14 protein-coding genes are annotated in these 18,142 nt (G+C 66.5%); 9 read left to right on the forward strand and 5 right to left on the reverse strand.

Translation table 11 applies throughout. The annotated features are described in order from the left end of the window. Window positions 1-27: 27 nt before the first annotated feature. From KOF26_RS16730 to KOF26_RS16740, 3 genes are all read right to left on the reverse strand, one after another. Window positions 28-2,844 carry a TonB-dependent receptor domain-containing protein gene (locus KOF26_RS16730; protein ID WP_216327852.1) on the reverse strand — a complete coding sequence of 939 codons (2,817 nt, stop codon included), beginning with the start codon at window positions 2,842-2,844 and terminating at the stop codon, window positions 28-30. A 180-nt stretch (window positions 2,845-3,024) separates the two neighbouring features. Beyond that, window positions 3,025-4,518, reverse strand: coding sequence for a serine hydrolase domain-containing protein (locus tag KOF26_RS16735; protein ID WP_216327854.1), 1,494 nt, complete (start codon window positions 4,516-4,518; stop codon window positions 3,025-3,027). A 102-nt stretch (window positions 4,519-4,620) separates the two neighbouring features. Then, the gene (locus tag KOF26_RS16740) at window positions 4,621-5,292 is read right to left on the reverse strand and encodes a helix-turn-helix domain-containing protein (RefSeq protein ID WP_301183157.1); all 672 of its coding nucleotides are present in this window, start codon (window positions 5,290-5,292) and stop codon (window positions 4,621-4,623) included. A gap of 248 nt (window positions 5,293-5,540) precedes the next feature. Between KOF26_RS16740 and KOF26_RS16745 the strand changes: the two genes are divergently transcribed. The 4 genes from KOF26_RS16745 to KOF26_RS16760 all read left to right on the forward strand — a co-directional run bounded on the left by KOF26_RS16745 (window position 5,541) and on the right by KOF26_RS16760 (window position 11,028). Beyond that, window positions 5,541-6,563, forward strand: a complete 1,023-nt coding sequence (locus tag KOF26_RS16745) for a dipeptide epimerase (RefSeq protein ID WP_216327860.1) — start codon at window positions 5,541-5,543, stop codon at window positions 6,561-6,563. Window positions 6,564-6,575: 12 nt separating this feature from the next. Continuing rightward, complete coding sequence (locus KOF26_RS16750; RefSeq protein WP_216327862.1) at window positions 6,576-8,675, forward strand: S9 family peptidase; 2,100 nt, start codon at window positions 6,576-6,578, stop codon at window positions 8,673-8,675. A 162-nt stretch (window positions 8,676-8,837) separates the two neighbouring features. Further along, window positions 8,838-9,950 carry a dipeptidase gene (locus KOF26_RS16755; protein WP_363182286.1) on the forward strand — a complete coding sequence of 371 codons (1,113 nt, stop codon included), beginning with the start codon at window positions 8,838-8,840 and terminating at the stop codon, window positions 9,948-9,950. 40 nt (window positions 9,951-9,990) lie between these two features. Next, window positions 9,991-11,028, forward strand: coding sequence for an N-acetyltransferase DgcN family protein (locus KOF26_RS16760; RefSeq protein WP_216327868.1), 1,038 nt, complete (start codon window positions 9,991-9,993; stop codon window positions 11,026-11,028). A gap of 85 nt (window positions 11,029-11,113) precedes the next feature. Here KOF26_RS16760 and KOF26_RS16765 read toward each other — a convergent pair whose 3' ends face one another. Continuing rightward, window positions 11,114-12,208, reverse strand: coding sequence for a YkvI family membrane protein (locus tag KOF26_RS16765; protein WP_253201551.1), 1,095 nt, complete (start codon window positions 12,206-12,208; stop codon window positions 11,114-11,116). 121 nt (window positions 12,209-12,329) lie between these two features. Here KOF26_RS16765 and KOF26_RS16770 point away from each other — a divergent pair, with 121 nt between their 5' ends. The 4 genes from KOF26_RS16770 (at window position 12,330) to KOF26_RS16785 (ending at window position 16,010) form a co-directional block, all read left to right on the forward strand. After that, window positions 12,330-12,680 (forward strand): ACT-like domain-containing protein, encoded by a 351-nt coding sequence (locus KOF26_RS16770; RefSeq protein ID WP_216327874.1) that lies wholly within the window; start codon window positions 12,330-12,332, stop codon window positions 12,678-12,680. A gap of 13 nt (window positions 12,681-12,693) precedes the next feature. Continuing rightward, window positions 12,694-13,980, forward strand: a complete 1,287-nt coding sequence (locus KOF26_RS16775) for a dipeptidase (RefSeq protein ID WP_216327877.1) — start codon at window positions 12,694-12,696, stop codon at window positions 13,978-13,980. 300 nt (window positions 13,981-14,280) lie between these two features. Then, window positions 14,281-15,768: a peroxidase family protein gene (locus KOF26_RS16780; protein ID WP_216327880.1), complete on the forward strand. Its 1,488-nt coding sequence runs from the start codon at window positions 14,281-14,283 to the stop codon at window positions 15,766-15,768. A 104-nt stretch (window positions 15,769-15,872) separates the two neighbouring features. Then, the gene (locus KOF26_RS16785; RefSeq protein WP_216327882.1) at window positions 15,873-16,010 is read left to right on the forward strand and encodes a hypothetical protein; all 138 of its coding nucleotides are present in this window, start codon (window positions 15,873-15,875) and stop codon (window positions 16,008-16,010) included. Between the two features lie 7 nt (window positions 16,011-16,017). Here KOF26_RS16785 and KOF26_RS16790 read toward each other — a convergent pair whose 3' ends face one another. Continuing rightward, window positions 16,018-16,554 carry a GNAT family N-acetyltransferase gene (locus KOF26_RS16790; RefSeq protein ID WP_216327886.1) on the reverse strand — a complete coding sequence of 179 codons (537 nt, stop codon included), beginning with the start codon at window positions 16,552-16,554 and terminating at the stop codon, window positions 16,018-16,020. 85 nt (window positions 16,555-16,639) lie between these two features. On the opposite strand from KOF26_RS16790, the gene KOF26_RS16795 reads away from it, so the two are divergent. Next, on the forward strand, window positions 16,640-18,142 hold the full coding sequence (locus KOF26_RS16795; RefSeq protein WP_216327889.1) for a hypothetical protein: 1,503 nt from the start codon (window positions 16,640-16,642) through the stop codon (window positions 18,140-18,142).

The following is an 18,142-nucleotide window of genomic DNA, read 5'->3' on the forward strand; positions in this document are numbered from 1 at the left end:
CCCAACCGGGCCAAGTCCCCCCGGGTTCTAGAAAGTGACGCGCGCTCCCACCGAAAAATAGGTGCCGATCGCATCATAGAAGAGCGGGCCGGTCGGGCTGATCGGCGGCTGCTTGTCGAAGACATTGTTGACGTTGGCCGTCAGCCGCAGCCGCTCCGTGACCTTATAGGATGCGCCGAGGTCGAGGTAGGTGAACGCCTTGATCTTGTTGTTGACGAGCACCGCATCGAGCAGATGGTCGTACTTGCCCTTGCCGACATAGCGGACGCGGGCGTCGATGCCGAGCGCCGAGCCCTGATAGTTGACGATCAGGTTGCCGCGCCAGCTGGGGATGGCGTTGGTGGTGGCGCTGCCGACGTCGCCGGCGCTGTCAACGCGGGTGATGCCGGTGTCGTAGACGAACTTCTTCACATAGGTGGCGAGCGCGCGGATGTTGAGCGTGCCCGACAGCGCGTTGCTGAGATCTGACAAGGGCACGCGCTGCGACAGCTCGATATCGAGGCCGGAAGTCTCGAACCGGGCGACGTTCTGGGCATTGGCGCGCACCACGCTGACGGTGCCGGTGGCGTCGCGGGTGATGCTGCCGCAGGCGGCTGCGTTGCCGTTGGCGCAGGCCAGCGTCAGCTGCGTGCCGGAGAGCGTGGCGATCGCCCCGTCGATCTTGATGTCATACCAGTCGACCGAGGCATTGAAGCCGGGCAGGAAGCGCGGCGAGAAGGTCGCGCCGAGCGTGGTCGTGTGGCTGATCTCGGGCACGAGATCGGGATTGCCGCCGCTGAACGTCGTCACCGCCTGCGGTGTCGGATTATAGGCCGGATTGGCGGCGGCGCGGCCGGCGGTGTCCTGGTCGACGAGCGGGCGGACGTTGAGCGAGCTTACCGAGAACAGATTGCCGATGCTCGGCGCGCGGATGTCGCGCGAGCGGGTGCCGCGCAGCAGCAGCTGGTCGAACAGGTCGACGGTGGCGCCCCCCTTCCACGTCCACACGCCGCCGCTGCGGCTGTAATCCGAATAGCGCGCGGCGCCGTTGAGATCGATCTTCACCTTGTCCTCGATCTCGAAGAACGGCACGGCCACCTCCGCAAACCCCTCCTTGACGTTGAACTTGCCGGAGACGGGATTGCCGTAAAGATTGACGCCGCCGAACGCGCCGGCGAGGTCGAGCGCGCCCGCGGTGGCATGCTGGCTCTCCCAGCGTGCCTCGGCGCCGAAGGCGATGGTGATGGGCTGGCTGCCCCACAGCTTGAACAGGTCGCCCTGCACCTCGGCGGCGGCGGCGTCGAGCTTGTTGGTAGAGTCGCTGCGCTGCGTACCCATGACGTAGCCGAGCGCGTCCGCCGAGGCGTTCCACGTGCCGAACGGATTGATCGGCCGGCAGGCGGCATCGTCATTGGCGGCGCTGGCGTCGGCGTTGATCGCGCAGACCGGGCCGTTGGCGCCGGCCACCGCGTTGAGCGCGTTGGTGAGCTTCGCGGCAATCGGCGTGTTGGGATTGCGCGTGCGGTTCTTCACCTCGCCGTGGCTATAATGGGCGCGCACCGTCCAGCTGCCGCCGAGATCGGCGTCGATGCCGATCGCGCCCTCGAGATTGCGGCGGCGCGCATCGAGGCCGAGCATGAACGGCCCGTCATAGAATTTGCCGAGCGTGAAGCTGGTCTGCCCGGCCGCCGCCAGTCGAGCCCTGATCGCGGGCGACAGGAACGGATTGGTGGCCTGGATGGTGAGGCTGGCAGGCCCGGCGATATCGGGCAGGAAATCATATTGCGAGCGCGACTGTCCGAAGCTGCCGTCTACCCAGCCGGTGATGCCGGCGCCGAATTCATAGCTCGCCCGCGCGAAAGCGCTGATCCGCTCGACCGGCGTGCTGACCACCACCCGGTCATAAAGGCCGACGGCATCGGCACCGCCGATCGACTGGGCGGGGAACGGCGTCGTCACCGGATTGGCCGCCAGCGACTGGCCGGCGCGATAGGTGCGCAGCGTGCCGTCCTCGTTGAACATCTGCCCGGCGAGGGCGCCGCTGGTGATCAGGCCGGTAGACGTGACATTGCCGTAATTGACGTCGCGCACGAGCACCTGGCGCGGATCGGTGGCCACCGTCGGATTGAGGCGGACGATGCCCGCGCTGCCGAGGTTGCGGCGGGAATTGCGGTCGGGGATCGACCGATCCTTCATATATTCGGCGCTGGCCATGATCTGGCCGCGGTCCTCCGCGAAGCCGGTGCCGAGCGTGATGTCGCCGCCATAGCGCCCGCCGTCCCCGCGCGACGAAATGCCGGTGGTGGCGCCGACGGTGATGCCGGTGACCTTGGTCTTGAAGATGATGTTGACGACGCCGGCGACGGCATCGGAGCCATAGGCGGCGGACGCGCCGCCGGTCACGGTTTCGACGCGGTCGACGAGGCCCATCGGGATGTAGTTCAGATTGTCGTTGCCGACGAAGCGGCGGCCGTTCAGCAGCGTCAGCGTGCGTCCGCCACCAAGACCGCGCAGGTCGATCGGCGCGCTGCCGCTGGAAGTGTTGCCGACCGACACCTGCGGCGTCGTCGTCGGGCGGAAGGCGGGGGAATCGTTCAGCACCTGCTGCAGATTGGGCCGGTTGCCCTGACGCAGATCGACCGCGCCGATTACCGTCGTCGGCGTCGGCGCGTCGAAGCCCGCGCGCTCGATGCGCGATCCGGTGACGGTGATCGTCTGCTCATCCTGGGCCAGCGTATCGGTCTGGTCGGGAGCGGCGGCCGGCTGGGCATGGGCGGCGCCGACATGGAGCAGCGCGGCGGCCAGCGCGACCGCGCTCGGCCCACGGAATCGACGGATGATCGGATTGCCTGACGTGGCGTGCATTCTGTGTCCCCCTGGCTGGACGCGTGGTGCAGATTCTCGAGGTCGCGTCTCTCGAGTCCCCCCGTTTGGGTCGTGGATGCGGGAAGCTTACACATTATCCTATTCAGGACAATAGAACCCGTTCAGGATAATCGTATCAATATATGCCGATCGCCGGCAAAGGCTCATCCCGATCGGAAATCAGGGCTTTACGAGGCGATAGAGCATGTGCGGCTCGGACGCGAAGGAGAGCTTGGGCTCCTCTGCCGTGCCGTAGAATTCAACGCGCTCATAAGGCCCGCCGTCGCGCGCGCCCGTGACACGCTCGTAGAGGCGCGGGCCGATCTGCTCCCAGTAGCTTTTCGCGCCGTCGCGCTCGATGGTCAGCGCGTGCGGGCCAGCCGCGGCGACCTTGAGGTCGTAGCGGGGATTGGCGGGGCGGCTATAGTCGCGCCGGTCGGAGCGATAAGCGCCCATCGGCGACGGCGTTTCGGTGCCCGTCCAGCGCGGCGCCCGCTCCGTCGGGAACACACGGCCGACGATTGCGGCGACGAGATCGGTGCGCGCATCGCTGCTCGCCGCGCCGCCCGTGAAGGACATGAAGAAGCCGAACTGCGCTTCCGGCGCGAGCAGCAGATAGCTGTGCTGATCGCCGGTATTGCCGCCATGCTCGATCATGCGCGGGCCGGCCTCGCGCAGCACCATGAAGCCATTGGCGAAGCCGGGCAGGTTCGGCGCGTTCTTGAAGCCGTCCATGCCGAGGAAGCGCACCGATGCCGGCGAGAGGATGCGCGCCGGGCCGAGCTGGCCGCCATTGAGCATCGCCTGGATGAAGCGGGCCATGTCGGGCGCGGTCGCCGTGGCGGAGCCGGCCGGCGCTATGTTGCTGAACAGCTCGAAGGGGCGGGCGACGAGCCGGCCGTCGACCAGCCGGTAGCCGGTCGACATCCGCCCGGCGAGGCGCGCGGGCAGCGGCTCCCGGAAAGTCGTGTCGGGCATGCCGAGCGGCTGGAAGATGCGCTGCTCGGTATAGTCGTAGAAGGACATGCCCGAGACGCGCTCGACGATATAGCCGGCAAGCGCGGCGCCATAGTTGGAATAGGCGGATTCGGTGCCCGGCTCCCACATCTGCATGGGGATGTGGGCCTTCAGCCACGCGCCATAGGGCACGAGATCCTCGACCTTGCCGGCCGAGATGCCGCCCTGATCGCCGAAGCCCGGCGTGTGCGACATCAGGTCCCGCACCCGGATCGGGCGGGTTTTGGGATCCGGGATCTTGAAGTCGAGATAGCGATTGACCGGGGCGTCGAGATCGACCTTGCCGGCCTCGACTTGCTGCATCAGCGCGACCCAGGTGACCAGCTTCGACACCGAGCCCGGGCGAAACAGCGTGCGCTCAGGATCGACCGGCAGGCGCCTGTCGAGATCGGCATAGCCATAGCCGCGCGTGAACAGCACCCGGCCCTGGTGCACCACCGTCACCACCGCGCCGGCGACGTCGCGGGTGGCGATCTGCTGGGCGACGACGCCGTCGATGAAATCGGCGAGCCCGTTGAGGCGGGCGGCGGGGATCGCGTAGGCGGCCGGCGCCGACGGCTGGGCGACGACGGCGGGCAGCGGCAGCCCGAGCAAGGCCAGCGCAAGCGTCGCGGCGAGCCCCTTACGGACACGCGGTCCACGGTGCACATCAACCATTGCCGGATCCTCCTTGGCGCGATCAGGATGAATTTTCTGATCAGGTCATAGGCGCGAAGGAAAGAGCAGGTCAATTCCTCTCATCGAGGGCGCCCGGGAGGATTATGCGACCTTGCGCTCCGGCTTTTTCGCGGCACGGCGGCGGGCGGCCGGCGCAGTGGCGCTTTCGACTTCCTGCACCCGCTCGCCGTGGAGATTGATGAGCTCCGCCATCAGATCCTCGTCGGCACTCGACATCACCGCCATGACCACGGCTTCGTCACATCCCTCGCCGGCAAGATAGGCATGGCCCATCGACGAATCGATATAGATGAACTCTCCGACATTCAGGATCACCGGATCGTAGAATTCACTGTGAACGATGATCCGGCCCTCGACGACATAGATGAATTCCTCACCCGGATGCCGAACGAGTTCACCAAATTCCTCCAGAGATTTGGCACGGATGCGTGTGACGCTGGGGATCATACGTTTGTGGCGCAATTCGGTGCACAGATAATAATAGTCGTAATTCTGGGTGTTGACATGGACGGACTGGGCAAGCGTGCCGATGCTGCGCCGCCCGGTCGGCACCGCGCCGGCAGCCGGCGCCGTCTCGCCCTCTGCAAACAGGTCCGACATGCGGATGTTCAGGCGCGCGCTGAGCTGCTGAAGCTTGTCATAGGTCAGCGTCAGCCGGTCATGCTCGACCTTGGACAGCGTCGAGATCGGGATGCCGCTATGCTGGCTCATCTCCTTGAGCGTCCATCCGTTACGGCTGCGGAGCCCCCGCATCACGGCGCCCAGGGTAAGTTGCCGACCCAATGCCACAGCCACGTCTCTCCCGTTGATGCCCGCTTGACGCATCCTGATCAGGACAATAGCGTCCGCAGCAGGATTGGATGGCAGGCCGATGGATGCCAGGAATGGCCGTTTCTACCATCGCGGGGCCGGCCAGCGCAATCGCGGCGAGAGACGAACCCGCCCCGGCCGGTCAAAAGCCGGTCGGCCGGGACCGGGCATTTCGGATTTAGGACAAGAGCATGATCGACGAGACGGCCTGCACGCTGACGGTGGAGCGCAAATCGTTGCCGCTCGCCAATCCGTTCCGCATCTCCGGCCATGTCTTCACCAGCTCGGATGTGATCGAGGTGGCGCTGTCGGACGGCCGCCATGTCGGGCGGGGCGAGGCGGCGGGCGTCTATTATCTGGCCGACGGCGTGCCGCAGATGCTGGCCGCGGTGGAGAGCGTGCGCGACGCGGTCGAGCGCGGCGTCGATCGCGCCGGATTGCGCGCGCTGCTGCCGGCGGGCGGTGCGCGCAACGCACTCGACGCAGCCCTGTGGGAGCTGGAGGCCAAGCGCAGCGGCAAGCCGGTCTGGCAGCTGGCCGGCCTCGATGCCGCGCCCCGGCCGATCGTCACCACCTTCACGCTCGGTGCCGAGGCGCCCGGGCTGATGGCCGAACGCGCCCTCGCCTTCGCCGACCCGCAGGCGATCAAGATCAAGCTCACCGGCGATCTCGCGCTCGATCTCGCCCGCGTCGGCGCCGTGCGCGCGGCGCGGCCCGAATGCTGGATCGGCGTCGATGCCAATCAGGGCTTCGCCATCGGTGAGCTTGACACGTTGGTCGAGGGACTGGTCGCGCTCGACGTGAAGCTGCTCGAGCAGCCGCTGGCGCGCGGGCGGGAGGCGGATCTCGACGGCTATGCCTGCCCGATCCCGATCGCCGCCGACGAAAGCGTGCTGACGCTGGACGACGTCGCCGGGGCGGTCGGCCGCTTCCAGGTGATCAACATCAAGCTCGACAAGTGCGGCGGGCTGACCGAGGGGCTGGAGATGGCGCGCGCCGCCCGCGCGCTGGGGCTGGGCGTGATGGTCGGGAACATGGTCGGCTCCAGCCTGTCGATGGCCCCGGCCTTCATCCTCGGGCAGCTGTGTGACATCGTCGATCTGGACGGGCCGATCTTCCTTGCGGAGGATCGCGTGCCGGCGATCGTCTACGACCGCGGCACCGCCTGGTGCGGCGAGGATCTCTGGGGGCGCGACAGCATCGACGCCGGATAAAGGGGTGACGATATGTTCAAGCATCTGTTTCTGGCCGGAATTGCCGGACTCTCGCTCGCGACGCCGGTGCTCGCCGCCGATCCGCCGCCGCCGGCCCAGCTCGCCGACTTCATCGGCTACAGCTATGCGAGCCACCTCGCCGCGCCGCACCGGGGCGACCGCATCGCCTGGGTGGAGATGCGAAAGGGGGTGCGCAACGTCTGGTCCGCCGCCGCGCCGGATTTCGCACCGCGCAAGCTGACCGACGGCACCCGGGACGACGGGCAGGACCTGACCTTCGTCACCTGGTCCCCAGACGGCCGCATTCTCGCCTGGGTGCGCGGCGAGGTCGAGCATAATGGCTGGGCCACCGGCGCGCCGGCCAACCCGGCCTCCGCCCCCGGCCAGCAGCAGGAAGAGCTGTGGGCTTCGGTGAACGGCGCGCCCGGCGTGAAGATCGCCGAGGGCTCCGAGCCACTCTTCTCGTCGAAGGGACAGCTCGTCTTCATCCGTGATTATCAGGTCTATACCGTCGATCCGGCGAACCCGGGCAAGGCGACACGGCTGTTTTACGATCGCGGGCGGGTGGGCGGCCTCGCCTGGTCGCCGGACGGCAGCAGGCTCGCCTTCGTGTCACGGCGTGGCGACCATAGTTTCATCGGCATCTATAATGGTGCGGACACGCCGATCACCTGGGTCGCGCCGGCCACCGCCTATGACGACAATCCGGCCTGGTCGCCGGACGGCACGCGCATCGCCTTCTCGCGCCGGACGGGCACGTTCGACATCCTCGCCGCCTCGGCGGGCGAGAAGCCGAACCCCTTCTCGATCTGGGTGGCCTCGGCGGCGGACGGCAGCGCGCGGCAGGCGTGGAAAAGCCCGGCGACGCTCAACGGCTCCTTCCCGAGCGTGCCGGACGGGCTGTTCCTGATGTGGGGCGCGGGCGACCGCATCACCTTCCGCGCCGAGCTGGATGGCTGGGCGCATCTCTACGCGCTGCCGGCGGCGGGCGGCGAGCCGGTGCTGCTGACGCCGGGCGAGTTCATGGTCGAGCATGTGACGATGACGCCGGACGGCACGGCGCTGCTCTACAGCGCCAATGCCGGCAGCGTCGCCGGCGACATCGATCGGCGGCATGTGTTCCGGGTGGCGGTGGACCGGCCGGGACCGGCGGCGCTGACCCCGGGCTCTGGCCTCGAGTGGACGCCGGCGCCGCTCGCCGGCGGCCGCATCGCCTATATCTCGGCAACCGCGCAGACGCCCCCGCGCGTCGCCCTCGCCGGTGCCGACGGCAAGGGCGCACGGCTGATCGACCCGGAGCCGGCGCCCTTTCCTTCGCAACAGCTCGTGGTGCCAAAGCCGGTGACGTTCACCGCCGCGGACGGCACCGTCGTTCACGGCCAGCTGTTCCGGCCCAATGGCGGCAAGGCGAAGAAACCGGCACTGGTGTTCGTCCATGGCGGGCCGCCGCGGCAAATGCTGCTCGGCTGGTCCTACATGGATTATTACACCCACAGCTATGCGATGAACCAGTATCTGGCGTCGCGCGGCTATGTCGTGCTGTCGGTCAATTACCGGCTCGGCATCGGCTATGGCCGCGCCTTCCAGCATGCCGCGAAGGCCGGCGCCAGCGGCAATTCGGAATATCAGGACGTGGTCGCCGGCGCTCGCTACCTCCAGGCGCTCGCCGATGTCGATCCGGCCCGGCTCGGCATCTGGGGCGGTTCCTATGGCGGGTTGCTCACCGCGCAGGGGCTGGCGCGCAACAGCGATATCTTCAAGGCCGGTGTGGACCTGCATGGCGTGCACGACTGGACGCTCTATCAGAATCTCGGCGGGGGTACGCGCTACGAGCAGGGCGATGTTGCGGCGATGAAGAAGATCGCCTTCGAAAGCTCGCCCGAGGCGGCGATGGCGACGTGGCGCTCGCCGGTGCTGCTGATCCATGGCGACGATGATCGCAACGTCCCGTTCAACCAGACGGTCGATCTCGCCCGGCGGCTGGCGGCACAGAACATCCCGTTCGAGGAGATGATCCTGCCGAATGAGGTCCATGGCTTTCTTCGCTACGACAGCTGGCTGCGGGCCGATGCGCGGATGGTCCGTTTCCTGGACGAACGGCTGAAGCCATGACGCCCGGCCTGGACGGCAAATCTTGTCCTGATCAGAAAATATTCTCTTCCATGCCCCGTCCGATGCTGTAAAAGCTGTCGATGAGGATCGGGCGGGCGTGAGGCCGCCCGCAATGCCAGCGGGGGTTCGCACATGACGCAAGGCCCGATTTCGCGACGGCGTGTGCTCCGCGGCATCGCCGCCGCCGGGGCCGTCGCGTTCCCGATGATCAACACCGGCCTTTACGCCGTGCATGCCCAATCTCCGAAACGCTATGCCAGGCGGGTCGTCGATCTCGTCAAGCAATCGATCATCATCGACATGCTCGGGCCGCTGACGCTCGACTTCCGCCCGTCATCCTATGCGGGCCAATTGAGCGAGCAGCAGACCGACGACTTCCGGGCGAGCGGCATCACCGCCTTCCACAATGCGGTCGGCGTCGGCGGACGCGACGCCTATGCGTCGGTGATGACGTTCCTCGCCTCCTGGTCGGGGTTTGTCGGGCGCAACACCCACCTCTTCCGCCTCGCCAGCCATGCCAGCGACATCGACGAGGCCAAGAAACAGGGCCGTATCGCCGTCATCCAGGGCTTGCAGGATTCCGATCATTTCCGTCGCCCGGCCGATGTGAAGGCGTTCTACGAGATCGGCCAGCGCTGCTCCCAGCTCACCTATAACAGCCAGAACCTGCTCGGCTCGGGGTCGACCGATCGGGTCGACGGCGGCCTCAGTGACTTCGGCGTCAGCATCGTCAAGGCGATGAACGAGGTCGGCATGCTCGTCGACGTTTCGCATTGCGGCGACCGCACGACGCTGGACGCCATCGCCGCCTCGACGGTGCCGATCGCCATCACCCACAGCAATTGCCGCGCGCTCAACAACCATCCGCGCACCAAGACGGATGAGGCGATCAAGGCGCTCGGCGCGAAGGGCGGCGTGATGGGCATTACCGGCGTGCGCATGTTCGTCAGCGCCAAGGAGCCGACGACGATCGCCGACCTCGTCGACCATATCGATCACGTCGCCAGGCTGATCGGCGTCGATCACGTCGGTATCGGCACGGATGCCGATCTCTACGGTTATGACAAGATGCAGCCGGATCAATATGCCGCGTTGAAGGCCGGCTATAAGGACAGCTACGGTTTCCGCGACAAGATCGACATCGAAGCCTTTTCAGGCCCGATGAAGATGTACAACCTCGTCGAGGAGCTGGTCCGCCGCAATTACTCCGACGACAATATCCGCGCGGTGCTCGGCGGCAATTTCCGCCGATTGCTCGGGGCGACCTGGAAATGACGGCCGCCATCCCTCCCCTTTCAATGGATATGCTATCATCATGCACGCGCTAACCGGCCACACGCGCACCCTGCAGATACCTTCTCCCTATCTGCTGTTCCTTGGCGACGTGGAGCTTGCGGGCTTCGCCAAGACCGCGCTCGGCCTGCGCGACTGGGCACCGGAGAAATGCCTCGGCGAACTGGCGCTGCCGACGGCGCGCGTCACCACGGGGCTTGCCGCGATGACCCCCGCCGAGGCCGCGGCAAAGGGCGCCAAATCACTGGTGATCGGGATTGCCTCGGTCGGCGGGGCGATCAAGCCGGAGTGGATGCCGTCGCTGATCGCGGCGCTGGAGGCGGGGCTGAACCTTGTCAACGGCATGCACACCCGCCTCAGCGACCAGCCGGAGCTGGTCGCCGCGGCCGAGCGGCTCGGCCGGCGCCTGATCGACGTACGCGTGCCGCCGGCCAACATCCCGATCGGCACCGGCATCAAGCGTCCGGGCAAGCGCCTGCTGACGGTCGGCACGGATTGCGCGCTCGGCAAGAAATATACCGCGCTGGCGCTGACCCGCGCCTTTGCCGAGCGCGGGCTCGACGCCGATTTCCGCGCCACCGGCCAGACCGGGATCATGATCGCCGGCGGCGGCATGCCGATGGACGCGGTCGTCGCCGACTTCGAATCCGGGGCAGCGGAAATCCTCAGCCCGCCTGCTGCACCCGATCATTGGGATGTGATCGAGGGCCAGGGATCGCTGTTCCATCCCGGCTATGCGGCCGTCTCGCTGGGCCTGCTGCACGGCAGCCAGCCGGACGTCATCGTGATTTGCCACGAGCCCGGACGCGATGTCGTGCTCGGCTGCGATGGCTTCGCCATTCCCAGCATCGAGGAGGCGATCGCGCTCAACCTCACGCTCGGCAGGCGGACCAACCCGGCGATCCGCTGTGCGGGCGTGTCGCTCAACACCAGCGCGCTGTCGGACGTCGACGCGCTCGCGCTGTGCGCGGCGGAAAGCAAGCGACTAGGCCTCCCCGTCGCCGATCCGCTACGCGGCGGCGAAGCGTTCGCGGCGCTGGTCGAGAGCTGTCTGGCCTAGTCCGTTCGCTTCGAGCCTGTCGGGAAGCGGCCACCAGCGTCGCGGCCGCTTCCCGATGGGTTCGGCCCCGACGCGCCGGATTGCTTCAGGCGCCCGCCGCCGCGCGGCCGCGCAGCAGCCTGGCCACCCCGATCGTGAACAGCGGCAGCAGGAATAGCAGCAGCACGCCCAGCGCCATCAGGCGATATCCCTTGGCGATCAGATCGACGAGGCCGATCGACGATGCGATGAACACCGAGCCGAACGTGATCACCGCCGGCACAGCGACGCGCATCGCCTTGGGCGTCACGCGGTTGCGACGGGCATTATAGGCGGCGATCCGGGCATTGAAGGCCTGCACGAAGCCGACGCTGCATTCGAGCAGGGCAAAGAACACCATCGTCTGAAACACATAGTGGAATAGCGGCCGGCCGAGCGCGCGAAGCACGTAGTCGGACGGCAGCGCCTCGTTCAGCACCGCCGGATAAAAGGCGACGAGGCAGACGAAGAAGGCGATCGCCGGCAGCATCGCCAGCGGTCCGGCGAACAGGCCGGAGATCACCGCGTCCCGCTCGCTGCGCAGGTGGCGCAGCACCGGCAGGATCAGCACCGCGCCCATGACATTATAGGCGGCATAGGTAAGACCGCCCGAAATCCAGCCATCGGTCGGCACCGGCTTGGCGAAGCCGGCGGCGATCTCCGGGCTGAACGACCACAGGCTGAGCGCTACGAATGCCGCATAGACGGTGTAGAGCAGCACGGAGACATATTTGAACACCGCCTCGGCCGCGGTCTGCCCCGCTGCACAGACCAGCAACACGAGCAGGATCAGGCCGAGCGTTCCGACGATCAGGGGCAGGCCGAGCAGTGCCGCGCCGATATTGCCGGCGGCCGAGCCGAACACCGACAGGATCAGGATGAGATCGGCGAAATAAGCGATCTCGAAGGCGATGCCGAAGCGCCCGAGCAGGCCCTGGAAGAAGCTTTGATAGTCCAGCGCGCGCATGCGAAAGGCCAGCACGAAGGTGAGCGTGCACACCACGCTCCACACCGCCATCGCCAGGATCATCCCCCACAGGCCGCCCGTCGGTCCGGCGGGCATGAAGAACTCGACCAGCTCGCGCCCCGTCGCATAGCCCCCGCCGATCACCACCGCCTTGAAAGCAAGCCCGGGCAGCAGGAAGCGGTTGATCGACGACATCAGGCGCATGCAACGTCCCTTGACAATTATTGCAAGATCAGGACATTTTTATCCTGAACGGAAAACATCACAAGCGGAATCGGTGCCGTTCCCGCGCACCCCCCCGCCGAGCGGATAGCCTATGCATATCGCCGCATTTCACCAGCCGAACGCGGCCTCGCCCGGGCCGGCCTCCTGCAAGGTGGGGCGCGATCGTCTCGTCCGGCTGCGCGTCCTCGCCGAGGTTTCGCCGCAGATATGCCTGCGCGTGCTGAACCTGATCGCGCAACAGGATCTCGTGCCGCACGCGATCGACTATGCCCGCGGCGAGCGATTCCTGCTGATGGAGGTGGCGGTCGACGATCCCGGCGAGGCGCGATCGGAGACGATGCTTCACAGGGTCGCCGGCTTGCCGCATGTACGGCAGGCCCGGCTCTATAGCGGATCGCGGAAGATCTTCCCGACCTGCCGGGGAATATTTCCGCATCGCTGAGGATCGCAAGAACATGCTCAAGACCGGTTCGCTGATTTCCGCCCTGGCCCTGGTCGCCGGCCTCGGCACGCCTGCCCAGGCCCAGGATTATGCCGCGCGCGTCCAGCGCATCCTCAAGGCGACGCCGTTGATCGACGGCCATAATGACTGGCCGGAAGTGCTGCACGAGCGCGAGGGCGAGAAGCGCTGGACCAAGGATCTGCGCCAGGGCCTCGACAAGGATCCGGTCCCCTACAACACCGATATCGCGCGGCTCAGGCGCGGCATGGTCGGCGGGCAATTCTGGTCGGTCTATGTCTCGGCCAACCTGCCCGGCAAGGAGCAGGTCGAGCAGACCCTCGACCAGATCGACCTCGTCAAGAACATCGTCGCGCGCTACCCGAACGACTTCGCGCTGGCCCGCACCGCCGACGACGTGGTGCGCGCCCATCGCGCCGGCAAGATCGCCTCGATGATCGGCGTCGAGGGCGGTGGGCAGATCGACAAGGACCTGTCGGTGCTGCGCGCCTATGCCGCGCTGGGTGCCGGCTATCTGACGCTGACCCATTCGAAGACCATCGAATGGGCCGATTCGGCGACCGACAATCCCAAGCATGGCGGCCTCACCCCGTTCGGCGAGGCCGTGGTGCGCGAGCTCAACCGGCTCGGCATGCTCGTCGATCTGGCGCATGTGAACGAGGATACGATGCGCGACGCGCTGCGCGTATCGAAGGCGCCGGTGATCTTCTCCCATTCCAGCGCGCGCGGCGTCACCGAGCATCCGCGCAACGTATCGGACGAGGTGCTGAAGCTGGTCGCGGCCAATGGCGGCGTGGTGATGGTCAATTACGCGCTCTTCTACGTCAACGACGCCTATCGCATCTGGTCGGCGGACTTGCAGGCGGAGCGCACGCGGCTCAATGCGCCGCCGTTCGGCGGGCTGCTGATCGGTCAGCCCGAAAAGGCCGCGGCCGCCCTCGCCGAGTGGCAGAAGGCGCATCCGGCGCCGCGCGTCACCCTGTCCGACGTCGCCGATCATATCGATCATGTCGCCAAGGTGGCAGGGTATGACCATGTCGGGATCGGCTCCGACTTCGACGGCACCGGCAATGATCTGCCCGAGGGGCTGGAAGATGTCAGCACCTATCCGGCCCTGCTCGCCGAGCTGATGCGGAGGGGCTGGAGCGACGCGAACATCGCCAAGCTGGCCGGTGGCAATGTGCTCAGGGTGATGGCCGCTGCCGAGAAAGTCGCAGCGTCGCTGGCCGGGACGGCACCGGAGACGGTGAGCCAGCCGGTGGCGGATGCCGGCGTGAAATAGCAAGGACCGTCCCGGCGATAGCCACGTCACCCTGACGCCGATTGACAAGGTGGCGCGATTGGGGAGCGGCGCCGCTCCCCCGGCGCGGTCGAGCCATCCGGGATCGGCGACTGTCTTCGATTTGCCGGCAATGCCACACGGCGCGCCATCGCGCACAGTTCGCATCCGCCGCGGAACATCCGCTCGAACCGTCGCGCCGGCTGGTCGCGGCGCTTTGCTGCTTGGTCGCGCCGGATCGGACAAATCCCCGCTCCCCTCCGAAAGTAGAACGGCTGCTCAGAATTGCAGGGGAGAGGTTTCATGGCTCGTCACGGCGTCTATCCGCACGATATCGTTCCGCCGCGGTCAAGATATTATAATTCCGGTCGCTTCGGCCGCATGTTCGGGGAGCTGCCGCCCTTCGCGGCCGATACGCCCGATGTCCGCGCGTCGCTGATCGAGATCGGCAAGCCCGGCGGGATCATGGACGCCAAGGACGATCTGTCCAAGGGCCCGCAGAAGCTGATCACCGATCCCAGCCTCGGTGCCAGAAACCGCGACAATCCCAATCTCACCGCCGGCTTCACCTTTCTCGGCCAGTTCCTCGATCACGACATGACCGCGGACCCGACCTCCAGTCTGGAGCGACAGGCCGATCCGGAGCAGGTCGCCAATTTCCGCACGCCGAGCTTCGGGCTGGACAATGTCTATGGCGCCGGCCCCGGCGGCAGCCCCCATCTCTACGACCAGGTGGGCGGCAAGGGCATCACCTTCCTCGTCGAGCCGATGGGCACGCCGGGCAAGTTCGATCTGCCGCGCAACAGCCAGAATGTCGCGCTAATCGGCGACCCGCGCGACGACGAGAATATCATCATCGCCCAGCTCCAGCTCGGCTTCCTCAAGTTCCACAATGCGGTGGTCGATTATGTCAGGACCAGGATCAAGCTGACGGCGCCGGGGGAAATCTTCGCCGAGGCGCAGCGCATCGTGCGCTGGCATTATCAATGGATGATCGTCCACCAGTTCCTGCGCAAGACGTGCGGCGACGCGGTGGTCGACGACGTGCTCCAGAACGGCGGCAAATTCTTTAAGTGGTCGAACGAGCCGTTCATCCCGGTGGAGTTCTCGGTGGCGGCCTATCGCTTCGGCCACAGCCAGGTGCGGCCATCCTATCGCGCCAACTTTACCGGCGGTGCCGGGGGAACCCCGTTCTTCGCCATGATCTTCACGCCGACCCCCTCGACCCCGACCGATCCCGACGATCTTTCCGGCGGATGCCGGGCGCCACGCCGGTTCGTCGACTGGCCGACCTTCTTCGATTTCGGCGACGGCAATGTGAAGCCGAACAAGAAGATCGACACCACGCTGTCGACGGCGCTGTTCCATCTGCCCGGATCGGTGGTGGCCAATCCTGACGCGCGGACCAACCCCGCGTCGCTGGCGCAGCGCAATTTGCTGCGTCACCTGACCTTTTCGCTGCCCTCGGGCCAACGGGTGGCGCGGTCGATGCAGCTGCCCGAATTGTCGAGAGGCGACCTCGCCGACCTCAAGCCGCACGGCTTCGACGATCGCACGCCGTTATGGTTCTACATATTGCGCGAGGCGGAAACGATGGAGAATGGCGAGCGGCTCGGCCCGGTCGGCGCGCGCATCGTCGCCGAGGTATTCCTCGGTTTGCTGCAGGGCGACAGCTCTTCCTATCTGGCCCAGGATCCGGAGTGGAACCCGTTCCTGCCGACCGTCGACGGCTCGAAGACCGGCGATGATTTCTCGATGATCGACCTGCTTCGCTACGCAGGCGTCGCCTGATCGGATCGGCGCCGGGGGCAAATGCGCGCCCCGGCGTCGTCATCCATGGATCAGATCAGTCTCAGCGAAGTTACCTGTTGGACGCGTCGGAACGGGTGATCGACATGACCAGCATGAAACGCATCGAAGAGAGTCTCGGCGTGCCGCTGCGCAGGCTGGTCAGCCCCGTCCAACGCATCTTCGGCACCGGCATATTGGCGACCGGCGCGATCGCGATGATGGCCGAGCTGATCGGCCACTGACCGCGGCTCAGGCCGGCCGATCCAGCGCATAGACGATCATCGCCCCGAACGGATCGCCGGGCGCATAATCCGGATGCCGGAAATCGAGATCGGCCCGCCGGCGCATGCCGAGCCGATCCATCAGCCCCCATGACCGGCTGTTGCCGATCACCGTCCACGCGGCGATACGCGGGCGATCGGTATTCGCCCAGCCCCATGCGATGCTCGCCTCGGCCGCCTCGCGGGCGATGCCCTGGCCCCACCATCGCTCGCCGATGCGCCAGCCGATCTCCAGTTCCTCCGGCACCGGCGTGCCCGGATGGCCGCCGATGCGCACGCCGCAAATACCGGCGAGCGCGCCGCTATCGCGCATTTCCACCGCCCACATGCAGTGGCCGTGTACGGACTGCTGGGCGATCTGCCGGTCGATGATCGCATCGTGGCGGGCGCGCGCTACCGGGCCGCCGAAATGCGCCATCATCCGCGGCGTGTTGGCGAGCGCATGGAATGCGGGCTTGTCCTCCTCGCGCCACGGGCGAAGCAGCAGGCGCTCTGTCTCGATCACGCGGCAAGCATGATGCGCGTGACACGGACTTGTCTAGGCCGTTATTAAGAAATACCGTATACGATTATGGTTCAGGGGGTGGGCGATGGATCAATCCCGGCGCGATATTCTCGGCGGGCTGGCCCTGCCACTGGCGATGTCACCGGCGGTCGCGCAGCCGCTCCGGCCGCTCCCGCAACGCCGAGCCCCGGCGAAGAAATTCGTCGCCTTGCAGATCGGGGCGAGATCCTTCGTCGACGAAGGAGTCGACGATACGCTCGACACACTACAGCGCGTCGGCGGCGTGAATGTGGTGATGGCGGCGGTGTTCACCTATGGTGGCGGGCTGGCCGGCCGACAATCGCGCGGGCAGCCCTTTCCGGATCACGGCCCGCAGGAGCCGGATCGCATCCATGGCGGAAGCTATGCGGCGGTCCACCCGGAATTCTATGCCGGGTCCGTCATCAAGGACGTGCGCGCGCCCGATCTCGGCGACTTCGACATTCTGGCCGAGGTCATTCCCCGCGCCAAGTCCAGGGGCATGCAGACCTACGCCCTGTTCGAGGAGAATTACAACCCGCGCTACATCCCCAATTTCGAGCAGATCGCCGAGATCGACATCTATGGCCGGGTGGGCCGCGCGACCTGTTTCAACAATCCCAATGCGCGCGCTTATCTTGCCTCGATGGTCGCCGACTGGGTGACCAGCAACGACCTTGACGGGCTGATGTGGGAATCCGAGCGGCAGGGTCCGTTCAACGCGATGATCGGCGCGCATTTCGGCGATATGGCGCCCCGCCGCGCCGCCATCTGCTGTTTCTGCGACCATTGCATCGCCAAGGCGGCGCATCAGGGACTGGACGGCAATCGCGCGCGCGAGGGCTACAAGCTGTTCGACCGCTGGGTGACGGCGCTGCTCGCCAACCGGCCGCTCGGGGCGGAGGGCAGCTTCATGCCGTTCTGGCGACTGATGACCGATTATCCCGAGATCCTCGGCTGGCATCGTTTCTGGGTGGCCAGCCAGGAGGAGATGTACGCCCACCTCTACGGCACCGCCAAGCGCATCAAGCCAGCGCTACAGGTCGGCTGGCATATCATGCACCTGATCTCGATGAGCCCGTTCTTTCGCGCCGACAATGATTACGCGCGGCTGATGAAGTTCTCCGACTATCTGAAGCCCTCGACCTACAATAATTGCGGGGGGCCTCGCTTCGCCGACTATATCCGCAACGTGCAGGCCGTGATGTATCGCGACTTCACGCCGGAACAGCTGCTCGACATGCATTATCGCCTGCTCGGCCTGGAGGGGGAACCGACGCTGGCCCAGTTGCCGACGCGCGGGATGTCGGCCAACTCCGTAAAGGTGGAAACGGCACGCGCCGTGGATGGCGTCGGCGGCGCCATCCCCATCTATCCGGGCATCGACATCGACATCCCCACCCGCCGCGACGAGAAACGCACCCGGCCCGAGGATGTGCGCGACGCCACGCTCGCCGCCTATGCAGGCGGGGCGGCGGGCGTGGTGCTGTCGCGCAAATATGCCGAGATGAACCTGTCCAACATCGCCGGCGCGGGTGAGGCGCTGCGCCGCATGGGCATCAGCGCCTGA

It is taken from the genome of Sphingomonas quercus (assembly GCF_018863195.1).
GTDB lineage: Bacteria > Pseudomonadota > Alphaproteobacteria > Sphingomonadales > Sphingomonadaceae > Solisphingomonas > Solisphingomonas quercus.

Bases quoted from the DNA above. Each gene is read 5' to 3' on its own strand.
- KOF26_RS16730 (WP_216327852.1), bottom strand. From the start codon at position 2,844: ATGCACGCCACGTCAGGCAATCCGATCATCCGTCGATTCCGTGGGCCG.
- KOF26_RS16735 (WP_216327854.1), bottom strand. From the start codon at position 4,518: ATGGTTGATGTGCACCGTGGACCGCGTGTCCGTAAGGGGCTCGCCGCG.
- KOF26_RS16740 (WP_301183157.1), bottom strand. From the start codon at position 5,292: ATGCGGGGGCTCCGCAGCCGTAACGGATGGACGCTCAAGGAGATGAGC.
- KOF26_RS16745 (WP_216327860.1), top strand. From the start codon at position 5,541: ATGATCGACGAGACGGCCTGCACGCTGACGGTGGAGCGCAAATCGTTG.
- KOF26_RS16750 (WP_216327862.1), top strand. From the start codon at position 6,576: ATGTTCAAGCATCTGTTTCTGGCCGGAATTGCCGGACTCTCGCTCGCG.
- KOF26_RS16760 (WP_216327868.1), top strand. From the start codon at position 9,991: ATGCACGCGCTAACCGGCCACACGCGCACCCTGCAGATACCTTCTCCC.
- KOF26_RS16765 (WP_253201551.1), bottom strand. From the start codon at position 12,208: ATGTCGTCGATCAACCGCTTCCTGCTGCCCGGGCTTGCTTTCAAGGCG.
- KOF26_RS16770 (WP_216327874.1), top strand. From the start codon at position 12,330: ATGCATATCGCCGCATTTCACCAGCCGAACGCGGCCTCGCCCGGGCCG.
- KOF26_RS16775 (WP_216327877.1), top strand. From the start codon at position 12,694: ATGCTCAAGACCGGTTCGCTGATTTCCGCCCTGGCCCTGGTCGCCGGC.
- KOF26_RS16780 (WP_216327880.1), top strand. From the start codon at position 14,281: ATGGCTCGTCACGGCGTCTATCCGCACGATATCGTTCCGCCGCGGTCA.
- KOF26_RS16785 (WP_216327882.1), top strand. From the start codon at position 15,873: ATGACCAGCATGAAACGCATCGAAGAGAGTCTCGGCGTGCCGCTGCGC.
- KOF26_RS16795 (WP_216327889.1), top strand. From the start codon at position 16,640: ATGGATCAATCCCGGCGCGATATTCTCGGCGGGCTGGCCCTGCCACTG.